Source organism: Streptomyces sp. NPDC088810, from assembly GCF_044750305.1.
Lineage (GTDB): Bacteria > Actinomycetota > Actinomycetes > Streptomycetales > Streptomycetaceae > Streptomyces.
In genome coordinates this window covers 185,680-200,853 of sequence record NZ_JBIVJQ010000011.1, presented here as the reverse complement: position 1 = coordinate 200,853, position 15,174 = coordinate 185,680, and the positions used below count along the sequence as shown (strand labels likewise).

The following is a 15,174-nucleotide window of genomic DNA, read 5'->3' as shown; positions in this document are numbered from 1 at the left end:
ACGGCGGCCCGGGGCCGTGTGCTGTCCGGCCTCCCCGCAGCGGCTGCCTAGCGTTCCAGTGACCGATCGGCGCAGCTCTCGTTCCCCCGGACGGGGGATCGGACAGAGGGAAAACGGATCAGAACCGAGGTGTACGCCATGGAGGCCCCGCCGGACAACGACGTGCTCTGGGCACGCTCCCTGCACTTCACGCACCGCGACGGCTCCCCCGGGCTCACCGGGATCTCGCTCGGCGTACGGGAGGGCGAGATCCTCGCCGTCAGCGGCCCGCGCGGCAGCGGCAAGACCACCCTGCTGCGCTGTCTGTCCGGCGTGGTACCCGTGCGCTCCGGCGAGGTCTGGTTCAACAGCTCCCCCGTGCACACGCTCGGCCCGATGGCCCGCGAGCGGCTGCGCCGGGACCGCTTCGGCTGGATCGACCCCGAACCGGTCCTGATCCCCGAGCTGAACGTCTGGGAGAACGCCGCGCTCCCGCTCATGCTGCGCGGCGCCGGCCGCCGCCGGGCCAAGCTGGCCGCGCTGGAGTGGCTGGAGCGCCTGGACGTCGGCGACAAGGCCCGCAGCCGCCCGCACGCCCTGCAGCACGCCGAACGCCAGCGGGTCGCCATCGCCCGCGCGCTCGCCCCCGGACCCTCGGTCCTCTTCGCCGACGAGCCCACCGCCCCGCTGCACCGCGCGGACCGCGCCCACGTCCTGCGCACCCTCACCGCGGCGGCCCGCTCGCACGGCATCACGGTCGTGCTCGCCACGCACGACCCCGACACCGCCGCCCTCGCCGACCGGACGGTGAACCTGCTGGACGGGCGGCGCGTACACACCGTGCACCTGCCGGACAGTCCCGACGCGGAAGGCCGGGCCGCGTGCTCGCTCTCCGTCTGACCCGCGCCGCCCGGCCCGCCGTCCAGCTGCGCCGCCTGCTGGTGGCCGCGGCCTCGGCGGGCACCGGCTTCCTCCTGCTGTCCTGCCTCGGCCACGCCCTCGACCACCCCGAGACCGCGGACGCCGCCGCGCTGCGCCTGGCCTGGTGCGCGCTGCCGCTCGCCGCCACGGTGCACCTCGCGGTCGCGGTCGCCCGCACCGACCCCGGAACCCGGCCGCGGCCCGGCCTGTCCGCCGTGGGCCTGGGCCCGGCCCGCCTCATGGCGGTCTCCGCGCTGACGACGGCCCTGTCCTGCACGCTGGGCTCGATGCTCGCCCTGCTGGTCTTCCTGCACCTGCGCGGCGACCTCACCGGCCTGCCGTTCGACGGCGCGGCAGCCGGCTTCCTGGCCGCCGGCCACTCCCTCCCCGTCCCGGCCACCCTGACCCTCCTCTCCCTGCTCCCCGCCACGGCCACGGCCACGGTCGCCCTGGCCCTGCGTCCCAGAGACCCCCGCCCCCCGCAGCGCACCACCCGCAGCTTCGGCCGCTCCGGCGCCTGCGGCGACCCGACGAGCCGGGAGACGTTCGGTGCGTACGGAAGGTTCGGCGCACGCTTCGGCCGCCGGCCGGCGGGCGCCGGAGTGGCGAAAGCGGCGGAGGCGGCGGGCGGCGGAGTGGCCGAGGCCGCGGGTGGCGCAACGGCAACGGGCGATCCGCATCCGGCGGGCGGTCGTGCCGTCGAGGTGATGGGGCTGCCCGTGCGCGAGCGAAGCCGGGCGTGGGGGCACGTGGGCGCGGACGGCACCCTCGCAGCGCCGGGCACCGCGGCCGACCCCGAGCCCGCCGCCCCGGATGCCGTGGGGACACCCCCCGCCGACACCCCCGTAGGCCTCCCCTGGGGCGTCGCGCTCGTCGCCGCCGGACTGGCCGTGCAGGCCTACGCCGGCCGTTCCACCCCCGCTCCCTTCCTCGCCGTACTCCTCGGCTGGCTGCTCACCGCCACCGGACTCGTCGTGGCCGCCCCCGGCCTGACCCACCTGTGCGGCCGGCTGCTGCAGTGCAGCCGGCCCGGTGCGCTGCGGCTGCTCGCCGGCCGGGTCCTGATGACGGAGGCAGCCCGGATCGGCCGCCCCCTCGGCGTGGTCTGCGCGGTGGCGTCCGCCGGCTACGCCCTGACCGCCCTGCACGACGGCCCGGCCGCCGGATTCGGCCCGCTGTCCGCCCTCGGCGTGCTCGTCGTCGCCGGCTCCACGGTCGCCACCCTGCTCACCGCGGCCGTGGAGGCCCGCCAGTGCCGCGCCGGCACCACCGCCGCCCTGCTCCGCCTCGGCGCCCCCGCCACCCTGCTGCGCGGGGCCGCCATCCTGCGCGCGGCCGCCCTGCTGGCCCTGTTCGGCCCGCTCACCCTGGTGATCGCCACGCTGTCGGACCTGCCCCTGAGCCGCTGACCGAAAAAACGTGGGCGACCGCCGATGAGTTCGGCGCGGGCCGCCGGTCTGTCCACCGAGCGCGACGAACCGCGCACCACCCGGACGGGAGAGACCGCATGTACCAGCAGATGATCTTCGTGAACCTGCCCGTGAACGACCTCGACGCCTCGAAGAAGTTCTTCACCGAACTCGGCTACTCGATCAACCCCCGGTTCAGCAACGACGACGCGGCGTCGGTGGTGATCAGCGACACCATCGTCGCGATGCTGCTGACCAAGCCGTTCTACGCGACCTTCACCAAGAAGGAGATCGCCGACGCGACGACGACCAGCGAGGTGCTGATCTGTCTGAGCGCCGAGAGCCGCGAGAAGGTGGACGAGCTGGTCGACAGGGCGGTCGCGGCCGGCGGCACGGCGAGCGGCCGGACCCAGGACCACGGCTTCATGTACGGCCGGGCCTTCGACGACCTCGACGGCCACACCTGGGAGGTCGTGTGGATGGACCCGGCGGCCGTCCAGGGCTGACGCGCAAGGCGGTCAAACGTCGGGGTGGTTAATAAGACGGCAAAGTCAACAGCCGTTGACGGTGGACGCGTTGACACTGCTTACGAGACGCTTATAAACCTGTGAGCCTCCCGGGGATCCTGGGGCGTCGCCTCATCCGTCGCCCCAAATCCCCCACCACCCCCCGCAATTGCTCTCTGTAAAGGACAAACGTTGTCCATGACTCGCCGTAGCGTACGCCGTTCCGTGCGCGTGCTGAGTGTCGCCTCCGGGTCGGCGGCGCTGGTGCTGGGCCTGTCCGGCTCCGCCCTCGCATGCAACATCAAGGACTTCTCCGCCGAAGCCAGGTGCGACGGCGACAAGGGTGTCATCGTCGTCACCGACACCGACCCCTCCGCCGCCGAAGGCACCGTCAGCGTCTTCCTCCAGGGGGACGGCGGTGTCGAGACGAAGGTCGGCGAGCAGCCGGTCAAGGGGGCGAAGGAGGGCGTCGAGGTCACCTTCCCCGAGGACTGGAAGCCGAGCGCCACCTACCGGGTCCACATCAAGGCCGCCAACGTCGACCGGGACATCAAGCCCGACCTGGTGACCCCGTCCACCGCCTGCAAGAAGGAGGAGAGCGAGAGCGCGAAGCCGACGGCCAGCACGTCGCCGACCCCCTCCTCGTCCCCGTCCAAGTCCGCCCCGGCGCAGCCCGCGTCCCCGGCCCCGTCGGCCTCCGCATCCAGCTCCGCCCCGGCCGGCACCTCCGAGAACGCGCCGTCCCCGGCCGCCGGTGACTCCAACCTCGCCGAGACCGGTGCCAACTCCAACACCGGCCTGATCGCCGGCATCGCGGCGGCCCTGGTCGCCGTCGGCGGTGGCGCGGTCTGGTTCGGCATGCGCCGGCGCGGCGCGAGCCGCCACGGCTGACCCGCACCGCCGTACCCCGGCCCGCCCCGATGTCCCCAGGGGGCGGGCCGGTTGCGTCAGCCGAAGGTGGCCCGCTCCAGCCAGAACTCCAGCAACTCCCGCTCGCCGAGCACTTCGAGACCGGACGCGTCCAGCGGCAGCCGACGGTAGAAGGCGAGCAGCACCGAGGTGAGCGGGCCGCGCAGGGCGACCGTGGCCTTCTCGTGCCCGCGCCGCCAGCTCACCCCGTCCGCGCCCAGCTCGACCAGCCACTCGGCGTTCAGCTCCGGGCCTGCGTCGGTGGCGTGCAGATGGATACGGGAGCCCGGCCGGCGCAGGTCCTTCGCCGGGTCCCGCGGCATGTTCCGCTGCACCCACTCGACGATCTGCAGCCACTCGTCCAGCGCGTCGGCGGCGATGTCCGGCGCCACCTCGTAGGGCAGCCCGGCGGCGAGCGTGGCGTCGGCCCGGTGCACGGTGATCTCGTGGGCCATACGGCGGGCCCAGAAGCCGGAGTTCGGCGTCCCGGCCCACGCCCACACCCGCGCGTCGGGACCGGCCTCGCGCAGCGCGCCGACGACCAGCTCACCGCTCTGCGCGAGCCACTTGTCCAGGGCCGCCGCGTCACCGCGCTCCCGCGGCCCGCCGCCCAGCGGCACCTGCTCCTCCGGGATGTTCTCCTGCGCCCGGGTGCGCACCAGGGCGTCCACCCAGCGCAGGGCGCCCCCCATGTGCCGTACGAGGTCCTCCAGCGACCAGTCCGGGCAGGTCGGCACGGTCGCGGACAGATCGGCGCCGGAGGTCACCACGGCTCTCAACCGGTCGACCTGATGGGCGATTTCGTCACAGTAGCGGTCATGTGCGAGCACAGGCATGACCTCACCCTACGGTCGGTGGATCAGTCCAGCACGAGGGTTTCGGCCTCGTCGAACTCCACGCCGACCGAGGCGCCGGGCTCGGGCGCGTCCCGCAGCGCGCAGGCCGCCTCCAGCCGCGGGCCGTCCGCCGGCTGGAGGTGGACGGCCACATGGGTGCCCTTGAAGGTGCGGGCGGTCACGGTGCAGGCCAGGCCCTGGTCGGCCGGCACCAGCCGGACCCCGGCCGGCCGGACGAGGACCGTGCGGCTGCCCTGCGCGGAGCCGTCCGGCACCGGCAGCTTGCCCCACGGGCTGTCGGCGGCCGTACCGGCGACGGTCGCCGGGACCACGTTCTGGAAACCGAGGAAGCGGGCCACGAACGCGTCGGCGGGCCGCTGCCACACCTCGAGCGGCGTCCCGGTCTGCGCGATCCGCCCGTCCCGCATCACCACCACCCGGTCGGCCAGCGCGAACGCCTCGCCCTGGTCGTGCGTCACGGCGAGCACGGTGGTGCCCAACCGGTCGAACAGCTCGCGCAGTTCGACCACCAGCCGCTCCCGCAGCGAGCGGTCGAGCTGGCCGAGCGGCTCGTCCAGCATGAGCAGCCGGGGCCGGGGCGCGAGCGCCCGGGCGAGGGCCACCCGCTGCTGCTCACCGCCGGACAGGGAGGCCACGGCCCGCCGGGCGGCCCCCGGCAGCCCGACCAGCTCCAGCAACTGGCCGACCTCGGCGTCCCGTTCGCCCTTGGCGACGCCGTGCATGCGCAGCCCGAACGCCACGTTCGCGCCGACGTCCCGCTGCGGGAACAGCTGGTGGTCCTGGAACATCAGCCCGACCCCGCGCCGGTGCGCGGGTACGCCGGCCTGGTCCCGGCCGTCCAGCAACACCCGCCCGGAATGCAGGGGTTGCAGCCCCGCCACCACTCGCAGCAGGGTCGACTTCCCGCTGCCGCTGGGCCCGAGGACGCACACCACCTCGTGCTCGGCGACCTCCAGGCCGACGGTGTCGAGCACCGCCCGCCCGCCGAAGCGCACGGTCGCGGCATCCAGGCTCAGCAGCATCTAGAACTCCCCCGTCCGGTCGGTGCGCAGCCGCTCCAGGATCAGCAGCGCGACGGCGCACACCACCATCAGAATCGTCGAAAGGGCCATCGCCTGGCCGTAGTTGAGGTCACCGGGGCGGCTCAGCAGCCGGGCCACGGCGACCGGGAGCGTGGGGTTGTCGGGGCGGGCGATGAACACGGTCGCCCCGAACTCGCCCAGCGACACGGCGAACGCGAACCCGGCCGCGACCAGCAGCGCCCGCCGCACCAGCGGCAGGTCGACCTCCCGCCACACCCGCCAGGGCGAGGCCCCCAGCACGGCCGCCGCCTCCCGGAGCCGTACGTCCACCGCGCGCAGCACCGGCAGCATGGTCCGTACGACGAAGGGGGCGCCCACCAGCGCCTGCGCGAGCGGCACCAGGATCCAGGACTGACGCAGGTCCAGCGGCGGCTTGTCGAGCGCGATGAGGAAGCCGAAGCCGACGGTCACGGCGGACACCCCGAGCGGCAGCATCAGCAGCGCGTCGAAGCCCCGCACCAGCCGGCCGGCGTCCCGGCGGGCCAGCGCGGCGGCGGCGAGAGCTCCGATCACCACGGCGATGGCGGTGGCGGCGACGGCGTACTCCAGCGAGGTCCACACCGCGTGCACGGGCGCCACCAGGAACGTACCGCCGCCGGCTTCGGTCAGCGCCCGGTAGTAGCCGAGGCCGGGCGCGTCGAGGGAGCGGCGGACGAGGACGGCGAGCGGCAGGACCAGCAGCAGGGCGATGGTGGCGAGGACGCCGGCGAGCAGCGCCCACTGGCCGGCGCCGCGCGGGCGCCGGACGGTCGTGCCGGGGTCCACGAGCCGGAGGGCGGTCTCCCGGCGCCGTACCGTCCAGGCGTGCACGGCGAGGATCGCGCCGACGGCCGCGAACTGGACCAGGGTGAGGACGGCGGCCGTGGACAGGTCGAAGACGTCGGACGTCTGCCGGTAGATCTCCACTTCAACGGTGGAGAAGGTGGGGCCGCCGAGGATTTGCACCACGCCGAAGGAGGTGAAGGTGAACAGGAAGACCATCAGGGCGGCGGCGGCCACGGCGGGCGCGAGCGCGGGCAGGGTGACCTTCCGCCAGGCCGTCAGCGGGGAGGCGCCCAGCATCCGGGCGGCCTCCTCCTGCCGGGGGTCGAGCTGGGCCCACAGCCCGCCGACCGTGCGGACGACGACCGCGTAGTTGAAGAAGACGTGGGCCAGCAGGATCGCCCAGACCGTGGTGTCCAGCCGTACCCCCCACAGCTGGTCGAGCAGACCGTGGCGGCCGACCAGCGCCAGGAAGGCGCTGCCGGCGACGACGGTCGGCAACACGAACGGGACGGTGACGACGGCCCGCAGCAGCTGCTTGCCGGGGAAGTCCAGGCGGGCGAGGACGTAGGCGGCGGGCAGTGCCAGCAGCAGGGTGAGCGCGGTGGAGGCGAGCGCCTGCCAGGTGGTGAACCACAGCACGTGCCGGATGTCCGGCTGGGTGACGACGTCCGCGATCCGCCCGAACCGCCAGGTGCCGTCGGCCTTCAGGCCGCGCGCCACGATCGCGGCGACGGGCCAGGCGAAGAACAGGGCGAAGAACGCGACGGGCAGGGCCATGAGGCCGAGCCGCGCCGCGTTCCCCCTGCGACGCCTGCGGGTCGCTACTTCAGTACGAGCGAGGTCCACGACTTGACCCACTGATCACGGTTGGCGGCGATCGTGCCGGGAGCCATGGTCTCGGGGTCCTTGGCGGCCGGCCCGTACTCGGTGAACTCGGCGGGGACCTTGGCGCCCTGCAGCACCGGGTAGACGAACATGTTCAGCGGCATGTCCTCCTGGAACTCCTTGGAGACCAGGAAGTCGATGAAGGCCTTGGCGCCCTTGGGGTTCTTCGCGTTGCTCAGCAGCCCGGCGAACTCGATCTGCCGGAAGCAGGTGCCGGTCGCCACGCCGGTCGGGGCGGTGTCGGGCCGCTTCTTGGCGTAGATCACCTCGGCGGGCGGCGAGGAGGCGTACGACACGACGAGCGGCCGGTCGCCGCCGGCCTTCTTCCCCTGCGACGATCCCGAGAACTCCTGGTAGTAGGCCTGGTCCCAGCCGTCGACGACCTTCACGCCGTTGGCCTTGAGCTTCTTCCAGTAGTCCTGCCAGCCCTGGTCGCCGAACTGCGCGGCGCTGCCGAGCAGGAAGCCGAGGCCGGGCGAGGAGGTGGCGGCGTTCTCCGTGACGAGGAGGTTCCTGTACTGCGGCTTGGCCAGGTCGGCGAAGGACTGCGGCGGAGTCAGCTTGTGCTCGCTGAAGTACGCCTTGTCGTAGTTGACACAGATGTCGCCGTGGTCGACGGGCGTGACCCGGTGCTTGTCCTTGTCGAGCTGGTAGGCGGCGCCGACCTTGTCCAGGCCCTTGGCGGTGTACGGCTGGAAGAGACCGTTGTCGAGGGCGCGGGAGAGCAGGGTGTTGTCGACACCGAAGAAGACGTCGCCCTGCGGGTTGTCCTTGGTCAGGATCGCCTTGTTGACGGCCTGCCCGGCGTCGCCGTCCTCGAGGACCCTGACCTTGTACCCGGACTGCTTCTCGAAGTCCTTGAGGACGTTCTTCGAGACGGACCACGAGTTGTGGCTGACCAGGGTGACGGTCTTGGAGTCGGTGCCGCTCTCGGTGTCCGTCGAGCCGCACGCGGACAGCGTGATCAGGCCGAGCCCGACCGCCACGGCCACGAGGGTCTTGTTGTGCACTGGATGTCCTCCTGGGGTTGGCCAGGAAGAGACGCGGCCCTGCCCGGGCTCCGCGAGGGAGGCCCGGGCAGGGCGCAACAGCTTGAGTGATGACCGAACTTCCTACCCAGAATGACCTGGGCGAGGTTCAGAGGGTCTGCGGCCCTGTCCGCCGCACTCTCAGCGCTGTGGCGCTCCCCTGTCGGAATATGAAGATATGTGGACTGAGATTGTAGGACGTGGCCAGATTACCGCTCGGTGGCCGCGAGCTGACCACAGGCTCCGTCGATCTCCTGACCACGGGTGTCCCGGATGGTGACGGGCACACCATGGGCCGCGATGGCCTCCACGAACGCCTTCTCGTCCTCCGGCCGGGAGGCGGTCCACTTGGACCCCGGCGTCGGGTTGAGCGGAATGAGATTGACGTGCACGGGCCTGCCCTTGAGCAGCCGCCCGAGCCGGTCACCGCGCCACGCCTGGTCGTTGATGTCCCGGATGAGGGCGTACTCGATGGACAGCCGGCGCCCGCTCTTCTCGACGTACTCGAACCCGGCGTCCAGCACCTCGCGCACCTTCCACCGCGTGTTCACGGGGACGAGGGTGTCGCGCAGCTCGTCGTCGGGGGCGTGCAGGGAGATCGCCAGCCGGCACTTGAAGCCCTCGTCGGCGAACCGGTGGATGGCCGGCACGAGCCCGACCGTGGACACCGTGATCCCGCGCTGCGACAGCCCCAGCCCGTCCGGAGCGGGATCGGTGAGCGCGCGAATCGCACCGACGACCCGCTTGTAGTTGGCGAGCGGCTCGCCCATGCCCATGAAGACGATGTTCGACAGCCGCGCGGGACCGCCGGGCACTTCCCCGTCCCGCAGCGCCCGCATCCCGTCGACGATCTGGTGAACGATCTCGGCGGTGGACAGGTTCCGGTCCAGACCCGCCTGCCCGGTCGCGCAGAACGGGCAGTTCATCCCGCACCCCGCCTGCGAGCTGATGCACATGGTGACCCGGTCCGGGTACCGCATCAGCACGGACTCGACCAGCGTCCCGTCGAACAGCCGCCACAGCGTCTTGCGCGTGGTCCCCTCGTCGGTGGACAGATGCCGGACGACCGTCATCAGCTCCGGGAACAGCGCTTCCTGGAGCTTGGCACGCGAACCGGCGGGGATGTCGGTCCACTGCTCCGGGTCGTGCGCGTACCGCGCGAAGTAGTGCTGCGAGAGCTGCTTGGCACGGAACGGCTTCTCACCGATCCCGGCCACCGCGTCCTTGCGCTCGGCGGGCGTGAGGTCGGCGAGATGCCGCGGCGGCTTCTTGGCTCCGCGCGGCGCGACGAATGTGAGTTCTCCGGGCTTAGGCATGGCTGTACCAGTGTCGCAGATCCAATCGGGTGACCTGTCGGGATGGCCTGCCGGGATTGTGGCGGGGTCGGCTCTAGTCGCCGTCGTCGGCGGTGTTCGACCCGCGGCCTCGGCTCTTCTGCCCGCTGCTCAGCAGCTCGCCCGCCGTGCGGGTGATGAACGCGACGACGCGGACCCAGCGTGGGCCGCCGCGTTCCGCCCAGACCACGCAGACGCATCCGCCGACGGCGAGGGCCAGGAAGCCGAGCAGTAGAAAGATCATGTTCCCCCCTTGGTTCACGCGTACCTTGCCACGAACCGCCTCACCACGTCACGGGCAGGGTCCTCGGTCCGCGGATCAGGCCCCGGCGCTGGAACTCGACCTCCTCGGGGGGCACGGCCAGCCGGATGCCGGGGAAGCGGGTGAGGACGGAGCCGATCATGACCTCGGCCTCCATGCGGGCCATGACGGCGGCCAGGCAGTGGTGCGGGCCGTGGCCGAAGGCCACATGGGCGGGGCTCTCGCGGTCGAAGTCCAGGGCGTCGGGGTCGGGGAACACCGCGGGGTCGCGGTTGGCGGCGACGTAGGCGTTGTAGACCACGTCACCGGCCCGGATCAGCCGGCCGCCGACCTCGACGTCCTCGGTGGCGATCCGTGGGATGCCGACGCCGTTGCGGTGCGGGACGTAGCGGAACAGCTCCTCCACCGCCCGGGGCAGCAGCTCCGGCTCCCGGCGCAGCCGGTCCAGCTGCTCGGGGTGGGTGAGCAGCGCGTACATCATCGAACCGCTGTTGTTGCGGACCGCGTGGCCGCCGCTGACCTGCACGGCGATGGCGAGCGAGAGGGCCTCGTCGTCGGTGATCTCGCCCGTCGCCGCGGCCTGGGCCAGCACTCCGGCCAGGTCATCGCGGGGTTCCGTCCGGCGGCGCCGGAGCAGTTCGGTGATCCGGGTCCGGGTGACCCGGGCGGCCTCCCGGGCCCGCTCCTCGGCCTCGGCGCCCGCGGACAGCAGGGCCTCGCCCGTCTCCGCCCAGAGGTGCCAGTCCTTCTCCTCGACCCCGAGGAAGTCGCGGAGCACGGCGAGCGGGAAGGGGCCGTGCAGGTGCTCCATGAGGTCGGCCGGCGGGCCGGTGCGCCGCATCCCGTCGAGCAGTTCGGCGGCCCGGCGCTCGGCGAGCGGCCGCATCCGCTGCATGCTCCTGCCGGTGAACGCGCGGGCCACGACCCGGCGCAGCCGCGTGTGCCGGGGCGGGTCGATGTACTGCAGGCCCGCCGTCTGGGAAGCCACCGGCACCGGGCGCATGGTGGTCACGTCGCGGCCGACGACCCGCTCCCGGGAGAAGCGCGGGTCGGAGGTGACGAAGCGGACGTCCTCGTACCGGGTGACCAGCCAGGCGTGCCCCTCGCCGTACGGCAGCCTGATCCGGGTGACCGGCTCCTCCCGCAGCAGCTCGTCCAGGAACGGGTCGGGGTCGAGCGCGGGCCGGTCCTCGACGGCCCAGAAACGCACCGGCGGGTCGGCGGCCCGGCCGAGCGGGGCGGGGGTGGGGTCGAGCGGGGCGGGGGCGGGGTCGAGGGGCATGGGCAGACTCCCTGCTGCGTCGCCGGGGCGGCGGAACCGCCGTCCTTGTGAGGGAGTCTGCCGCGCGCGGGTCCCGCCCGCCGATTCACGCTGCGGCATCCGGGTGCGGGGGTCTCCGGGTACGACGACGGCCCCCGCCCTGCGTTCAGGACGGGGGCCCGCAAGCCGTACGCGTGGAGCCGTACCCGCTCACGCCGAGCCGACGAAGACCACCATGAGCAGCCACACCACCGGAGCCGTCGGCAGCAGCGAGTCGAGCCGGTCCATGATGCCGCCGTGCCCGGGGAGCAGGGTGCCCATGTCCTTGATGCCCAGGTCCCGCTTGATCATGGACTCGCCGAGGTCGCCCAGCGTGGCGCTGGCCGCGACCGCGAGGCCCAGCAGCAGGCCCTGCCACCAGCTGCCGTCGTCGATGAGGAACTGCATGCACAGCGCGCCCGCGACCATCGCGAACAGCACCGCGCCCAGCAGGCCCTCGCGGGTCTTGCCGGGGCTGATGCGCGGGGCGAGCTTGTGCTTGCCGAAGCGCCAGCCGACCGCGTAGGCACCGGTGTCGCTGACGACCGTCAGCAGCAGGAAGGTGAGGACCCGCCAGGGGCCGTCGTCGGCGGTGAGCATCAGCGCGACGAACGTGGCCAGGAAGGGCACGTAGAACGCCGCGAAGACGCCGGCCGTGACGTCCTTGAGGTAGCCCTCCGGTGGTTCCGTCATGCGCCACACCAGCGTGGCCAGGGCCGTCAGCGCCATGGCGACCCACGCCCCCTCGGCGCCGCGCACGTAGCCGGCGACGACCATCGCCGCACCGCCCAGCGCGAGCGGCACCAGGGGCGCCTTGATGCCCTTGCGCTCCTGGAGCCTGCTGGTCAGCTCCCACAGGCCGACGACGACGGCGACCGCGATCACGCCGACGAACACGGCCTTGACGATGAACAGGGACGCGACGATCACCACACCGAGCCCGACGCCGACGCCTATGGCCGCGCTCAGGTCACGGCCCGCGCTCTTCTTCTGCGGCGCAGGCGCCGGCTGCGGGGCGTCGGACATGGGCTCCGGGTTCTGGTTCTCGGCCGGGAGTTCCCGGGCCTGCAACGTCTCGTCTCGGAACAAGGGGCCGCTCAGCCGAGCGGCCCCCCGGTCGTCGTCCTGGTCTCCGCCGTACGCGGCTACGTCGGGCACGAAGGGCATGGGGCGAGTCTGCTGCGCCTCAGGCGCATCGTACGCGGGACCCGCCGGGACGGCCCCCGGGACAGGCTGGGCGGGGCCGCCCCCGGTGGGCCCCCAGTACCCGGCCTGGCCCGCCGCTGGCGGCGCTCCCCAGGAAGAGTCGCTCATCAGACTTCGAGCAGCTCCGCTTCCTTGTGCTTGAGGAGCTCGTCCACCTGGGCGACGTACTTCGCCGTGGTGTCGTCGAGCTCCTTCTCCGCACGGCGGCCCTCGTCCTCGCCGACCTCGCCGTCCTTGATCATCTTGTCGATGGCGTCCTTGGCCTTGCGGCGCACCGAGCGGATCGAGACCTTGGCGTCCTCGCCCTTGCTCTTGGCCACCTTGATGTACTCGCGGCGGCGCTCCTCGGTCAGCTCGGGGAACACCACCCGGATGATGTTGCCGTCGTTGCTGGGGTTGACGCCCAGGTCGGAGTCGCGGATCGCCTGCTCGATGTTGCGCAGCGCGCTCTTGTCGAACGGGGTCACGACCGCCATGCGCGGCTCCGGCACGGAGAACGAGGCCAGCTGGTTGATCGGCGTCAGGGCACCGTAGTAGTCGGCCACGATCTTGTTGAACATCGCCGGGTGCGCACGCCCGGTGCGGATCGCGGCGAAGTCCTCCTTGGCGACCACGACGGCCTTCTCCATCTTCTCCTCGGCCTCGAGGAGGGTCTCTTCGATCACCACTTGCTCCTGCGTGTCTTGAGTAAGGCCCGGCTGCGGTTCCTGAGTCGGTCGGCGGCCGGCTGCGTCGCGTCTTCTTCCTGCACGGTTCCCGACCGGCAGGACATTGTCCATCCCCCGGCCGGGGTCCGGTCCCCTCACAGGGCCGCACGTGACCGGCGGGGTTGATCCCGGGTCAGCCCCGGCTGCCCTCGTCACCCACCAGGGTGCCGATCTTCTCACCCTTGACGGCGCGGGCGATATTGCCCTCCGCGAGAAGCTCGAAGACCAGGATCGGGAGCTTGTTGTCGCGGCACAGCGTGATGGCGGTGGCGTCGGCGACCTTGAGGTCACGGGTGATGACCTCGCCGTAGCCGAGGGCGTCGAACTTGACGGCGTCGGGGTTGGTCTTGGGGTCGGAGTCGTAGACCCCGTCCACGCCGTTCTTGCCCATGAGCAGCGCCTCGGCGTCGATCTCCAGGGCGCGCTGGGCGGCGGTGGTGTCGGTGGAGAAGTAGGGCATGCCCATACCGGCGCCGAAGATGACCACGCGCCCCTTCTCCAGGTGGCGCACGGCGCGCAGCGGGATGTACGGCTCGGCGACCTGGCCCATGGTGATGGCGGTCTGCACGCGGGACTGGATGCCCTCCTTCTCCAGGAAGTCCTGGAGGGCGAGGCAGTTCATCACGGTGCCGAGCATGCCCATGTAGTCGGAGCGGGCGCGGTCCATGCCGCGCTGCTGGAGTTCGGCGCCGCGGAAGAAGTTGCCGCCGCCGATGACGACCGCGATCTGGGCGCCGTCACGCACGACGGCCGCGATCTCACGGGCGATCTTGTGCACCACGTCCGGGTCGACGCCCAGGCCCCCGCCACCGGAGAAGGCCTCTCCGGACAGCTTCAGCAGAAACCGGCCGCGCACTTTGCCGTCGTCGCTCTTCTGGGCCTTGGTGGTCATGGGGGATCCCGCCTCTTTCACGTGTTGCACATACGAAGAAGGCCATTGCCGGTGGGGTTGCTTTTCGCTCCCATGCGCGGCAATGGCCTCCTCGTCAGATCTGCTGCCGTCCGCCTCACGCCGGGGTGTGGCGGTGTGCGCGGACGACTGCTCTCGACCCTATCGAGAATCTCTCGCGGGGTCGCGGTCGATCGCGGTACGGACTCAGATGCCGACCTTGATGCGCGAGAAGCGCTTCAGGGTGACACCGGCCTCGTCCAGGACCTTCTGGACCGACTTCTTGTTGTCGAGGGCGTACGGCTGGCCGAGCAGCGTGGCGTCCTTGAAGAAGCCGTTCAGACGACCCTCGACGATCTTGGCGATCGCGGCCTCGGGCTTGCCCTCGGCGCGGGTGGTCTCCTCGGCGATGCGGCGCTCGGACTCGACGACCTCGGCCGGGATGTCCTCCTTGGAGAGGTACTTCGGCGCGAAGGCGGCGATGTGCTGGGCGACGCCCTTGGCGACCTCGGCGTTCGGCTTGTCCAGCTCGACCAGGACACCGATCTGCGGGGGCAGGTCGGGCATGGTGCGGTGCATGTAGGCGGTGACGTAGCCGTCGGCGAACTGCGCGAAGCGGTCCAGGACGATCTTCTCGCCGAGGTTGGCGTTGGCCTCGTCCACGAACGCCTGGACGGTCTTGCCGGACTCGATCTCGGAGGCGAGCAGGGCCTCGAGGTCGGCCGGGTTCGTCTTGGCGACGTGCTCGGCGATGGCGTTGGCCACGGCCTGGAACTTCTCGCCCTTGGCGACGAAGTCCGTCTCGCACTTCAGCTCGACGAGGACGCCCGAGGAGTTGTCGTCGGCGATGATGGAGACCACGGCGCCGTTCTCGGCGGAGCGGCCCTCGCGCTTGGCGACGCCCTTCTGGCCCTTGATGCGCAGCGCCTCGACGGCCTTCTCGACGTTGCCCTCGGCCTCGTCCAGCGCCTTCTTGCAGTCCATCATGCCGGCGCCGGTCAGCTCACGGAGCTTCTTGACGTCGGCGGCGGTGTAGTTCGCCATGAGTCTGTGAGTCTTTCTCGAAGTCTGGGAGATCTTCTGGATCCGCACGTCTGCGTTCCCCATGGAAACGGGGAACGCGTACGTCGTGCCG

15 protein-coding genes and 1 riboswitch are annotated in these 15,174 nt (G+C 71.9%); of the genes, 4 read left to right on the top strand and 11 right to left on the bottom strand.

All coding sequences use genetic code 11. The annotated features are described in order from the left end of the window. Positions 1 to 138: 138 nt before the first annotated feature. The 4 genes from ACIP4Y_RS30295 to ACIP4Y_RS30280 all read left to right on the top strand — a co-directional run bounded on the left by ACIP4Y_RS30295 (position 139) and on the right by ACIP4Y_RS30280 (position 3,706). A complete protein-coding gene (locus ACIP4Y_RS30295) occupies positions 139 to 879 on the top strand; it encodes an ATP-binding cassette domain-containing protein (protein WP_358647113.1) in 741 nt (246 codons plus the stop codon). Then, the gene (locus ACIP4Y_RS30290) at positions 861 to 2,309 is read left to right on the top strand and encodes a hypothetical protein (protein ID WP_401398861.1); all 1,449 of its coding nucleotides are present in this window, start codon (positions 861 to 863) and stop codon (positions 2,307 to 2,309) included. Before ACIP4Y_RS30295 ends, ACIP4Y_RS30290 begins: the two co-directional genes overlap by 19 nt. Positions 2,310 to 2,407: 98 nt before the next feature. Further along, positions 2,408 to 2,815 carry a VOC family protein gene (locus tag ACIP4Y_RS30285; RefSeq protein ID WP_401398860.1) on the top strand — a complete coding sequence of 136 codons (408 nt, stop codon included), beginning with the start codon at positions 2,408 to 2,410 and terminating at the stop codon, positions 2,813 to 2,815. 198 nt (positions 2,816 to 3,013) lie between these two features. Beyond that, positions 3,014 to 3,706, top strand: coding sequence for an LAETG motif-containing sortase-dependent surface protein (locus tag ACIP4Y_RS30280; RefSeq protein ID WP_401398859.1), 693 nt, complete (start codon positions 3,014 to 3,016; stop codon positions 3,704 to 3,706). A gap of 56 nt (positions 3,707 to 3,762) precedes the next feature. On the opposite strand, the gene ACIP4Y_RS30275 is transcribed toward ACIP4Y_RS30280, so the two are convergent. From ACIP4Y_RS30275 to tsf, 11 genes are all read right to left on the bottom strand, one after another. After that, positions 3,763 to 4,560 carry a maleylpyruvate isomerase family mycothiol-dependent enzyme gene (locus ACIP4Y_RS30275; protein ID WP_401398858.1) on the bottom strand — a complete coding sequence of 266 codons (798 nt, stop codon included), beginning with the start codon at positions 4,558 to 4,560 and terminating at the stop codon, positions 3,763 to 3,765. 23 nt (positions 4,561 to 4,583) lie between these two features. Then, positions 4,584 to 5,603, bottom strand: coding sequence for an ABC transporter ATP-binding protein (locus ACIP4Y_RS30270; RefSeq protein ID WP_401398857.1), 1,020 nt, complete (start codon positions 5,601 to 5,603; stop codon positions 4,584 to 4,586). Then, entirely contained in the window at positions 5,604 to 7,205 is a 1,602-nt protein-coding gene (locus ACIP4Y_RS30265; protein ID WP_401398856.1) for an ABC transporter permease, read from the bottom strand. A 44-nt stretch (positions 7,206 to 7,249) separates the two neighbouring features. Further along, a complete protein-coding gene (locus ACIP4Y_RS30260; protein WP_401398855.1) occupies positions 7,250 to 8,323 on the bottom strand; it encodes a thiamine ABC transporter substrate binding subunit in 1,074 nt (357 codons plus the stop codon). An 81-nt stretch (positions 8,324 to 8,404) separates the two neighbouring features. Next, a riboswitch (TPP riboswitch) is annotated at positions 8,405 to 8,513 on the bottom strand. Between the two features lie 37 nt (positions 8,514 to 8,550). Continuing rightward, the gene (rlmN, locus tag ACIP4Y_RS30255) at positions 8,551 to 9,657 is read right to left on the bottom strand and encodes a 23S rRNA (adenine(2503)-C(2))-methyltransferase RlmN (RefSeq protein ID WP_401398854.1); all 1,107 of its coding nucleotides are present in this window, start codon (positions 9,655 to 9,657) and stop codon (positions 8,551 to 8,553) included. Between the two features lie 73 nt (positions 9,658 to 9,730). Further along, the gene (locus ACIP4Y_RS30250; protein ID WP_401398853.1) at positions 9,731 to 9,919 is read right to left on the bottom strand and encodes a hypothetical protein; all 189 of its coding nucleotides are present in this window, start codon (positions 9,917 to 9,919) and stop codon (positions 9,731 to 9,733) included. Positions 9,920 to 9,959: 40 nt separating this feature from the next. Next, the gene (locus tag ACIP4Y_RS30245) at positions 9,960 to 11,219 is read right to left on the bottom strand and encodes a cytochrome P450 (protein ID WP_401398852.1); all 1,260 of its coding nucleotides are present in this window, start codon (positions 11,217 to 11,219) and stop codon (positions 9,960 to 9,962) included. Positions 11,220 to 11,408: 189 nt separating this feature from the next. Beyond that, on the bottom strand, positions 11,409 to 12,551 hold the full coding sequence (locus ACIP4Y_RS30240; protein ID WP_401398851.1) for a phosphatidate cytidylyltransferase: 1,143 nt from the start codon (positions 12,549 to 12,551) through the stop codon (positions 11,409 to 11,411). Continuing rightward, positions 12,551 to 13,108, bottom strand: coding sequence for a ribosome recycling factor (frr, locus tag ACIP4Y_RS30235; protein WP_358636390.1), 558 nt, complete (start codon positions 13,106 to 13,108; stop codon positions 12,551 to 12,553). Before frr ends, ACIP4Y_RS30240 begins: the two co-directional genes overlap by 1 nt. Before the next feature lie 175 nt (positions 13,109 to 13,283). Then, positions 13,284 to 14,042 carry a UMP kinase gene (gene pyrH / locus ACIP4Y_RS30230; protein ID WP_358636388.1) on the bottom strand — a complete coding sequence of 253 codons (759 nt, stop codon included), beginning with the start codon at positions 14,040 to 14,042 and terminating at the stop codon, positions 13,284 to 13,286. Between the two features lie 204 nt (positions 14,043 to 14,246). Next, entirely contained in the window at positions 14,247 to 15,083 is an 837-nt protein-coding gene (gene tsf / locus ACIP4Y_RS30225; RefSeq protein WP_361465639.1) for a translation elongation factor Ts, read from the bottom strand. Positions 15,084 to 15,174 lie beyond the last annotated feature (91 nt).

Coding starts and splice junctions, on each gene's coding strand:
- ACIP4Y_RS30295 (WP_358647113.1), top strand. CDS start 139: ATGGAGGCCCCGCCGGACAACGACGTGCTCTGGGCACGCTCCCTGCAC.
- ACIP4Y_RS30285 (WP_401398860.1), top strand. CDS start 2,408: ATGTACCAGCAGATGATCTTCGTGAACCTGCCCGTGAACGACCTCGAC.
- ACIP4Y_RS30280 (WP_401398859.1), top strand. CDS start 3,014: ATGACTCGCCGTAGCGTACGCCGTTCCGTGCGCGTGCTGAGTGTCGCC.
- ACIP4Y_RS30275 (WP_401398858.1), bottom strand. CDS start 4,560: ATGCCTGTGCTCGCACATGACCGCTACTGTGACGAAATCGCCCATCAG.
- ACIP4Y_RS30270 (WP_401398857.1), bottom strand. CDS start 5,603: ATGCTGCTGAGCCTGGATGCCGCGACCGTGCGCTTCGGCGGGCGGGCG.
- ACIP4Y_RS30265 (WP_401398856.1), bottom strand. CDS start 7,205: ATGGCCCTGCCCGTCGCGTTCTTCGCCCTGTTCTTCGCCTGGCCCGTC.
- rlmN (WP_401398854.1), bottom strand. CDS start 9,657: ATGCCTAAGCCCGGAGAACTCACATTCGTCGCGCCGCGCGGAGCCAAG.
- ACIP4Y_RS30250 (WP_401398853.1), bottom strand. CDS start 9,919: ATGATCTTTCTACTGCTCGGCTTCCTGGCCCTCGCCGTCGGCGGATGC.
- ACIP4Y_RS30245 (WP_401398852.1), bottom strand. CDS start 11,219: ATGCCCCTCGACCCCGCCCCCGCCCCGCTCGACCCCACCCCCGCCCCG.
- ACIP4Y_RS30240 (WP_401398851.1), bottom strand. CDS start 12,551: ATGAGCGACTCTTCCTGGGGAGCGCCGCCAGCGGCGGGCCAGGCCGGG.
- pyrH (WP_358636388.1), bottom strand. CDS start 14,042: ATGACCACCAAGGCCCAGAAGAGCGACGACGGCAAAGTGCGCGGCCGG.
- tsf (WP_361465639.1), bottom strand. CDS start 15,083: ATGGCGAACTACACCGCCGCCGACGTCAAGAAGCTCCGTGAGCTGACC.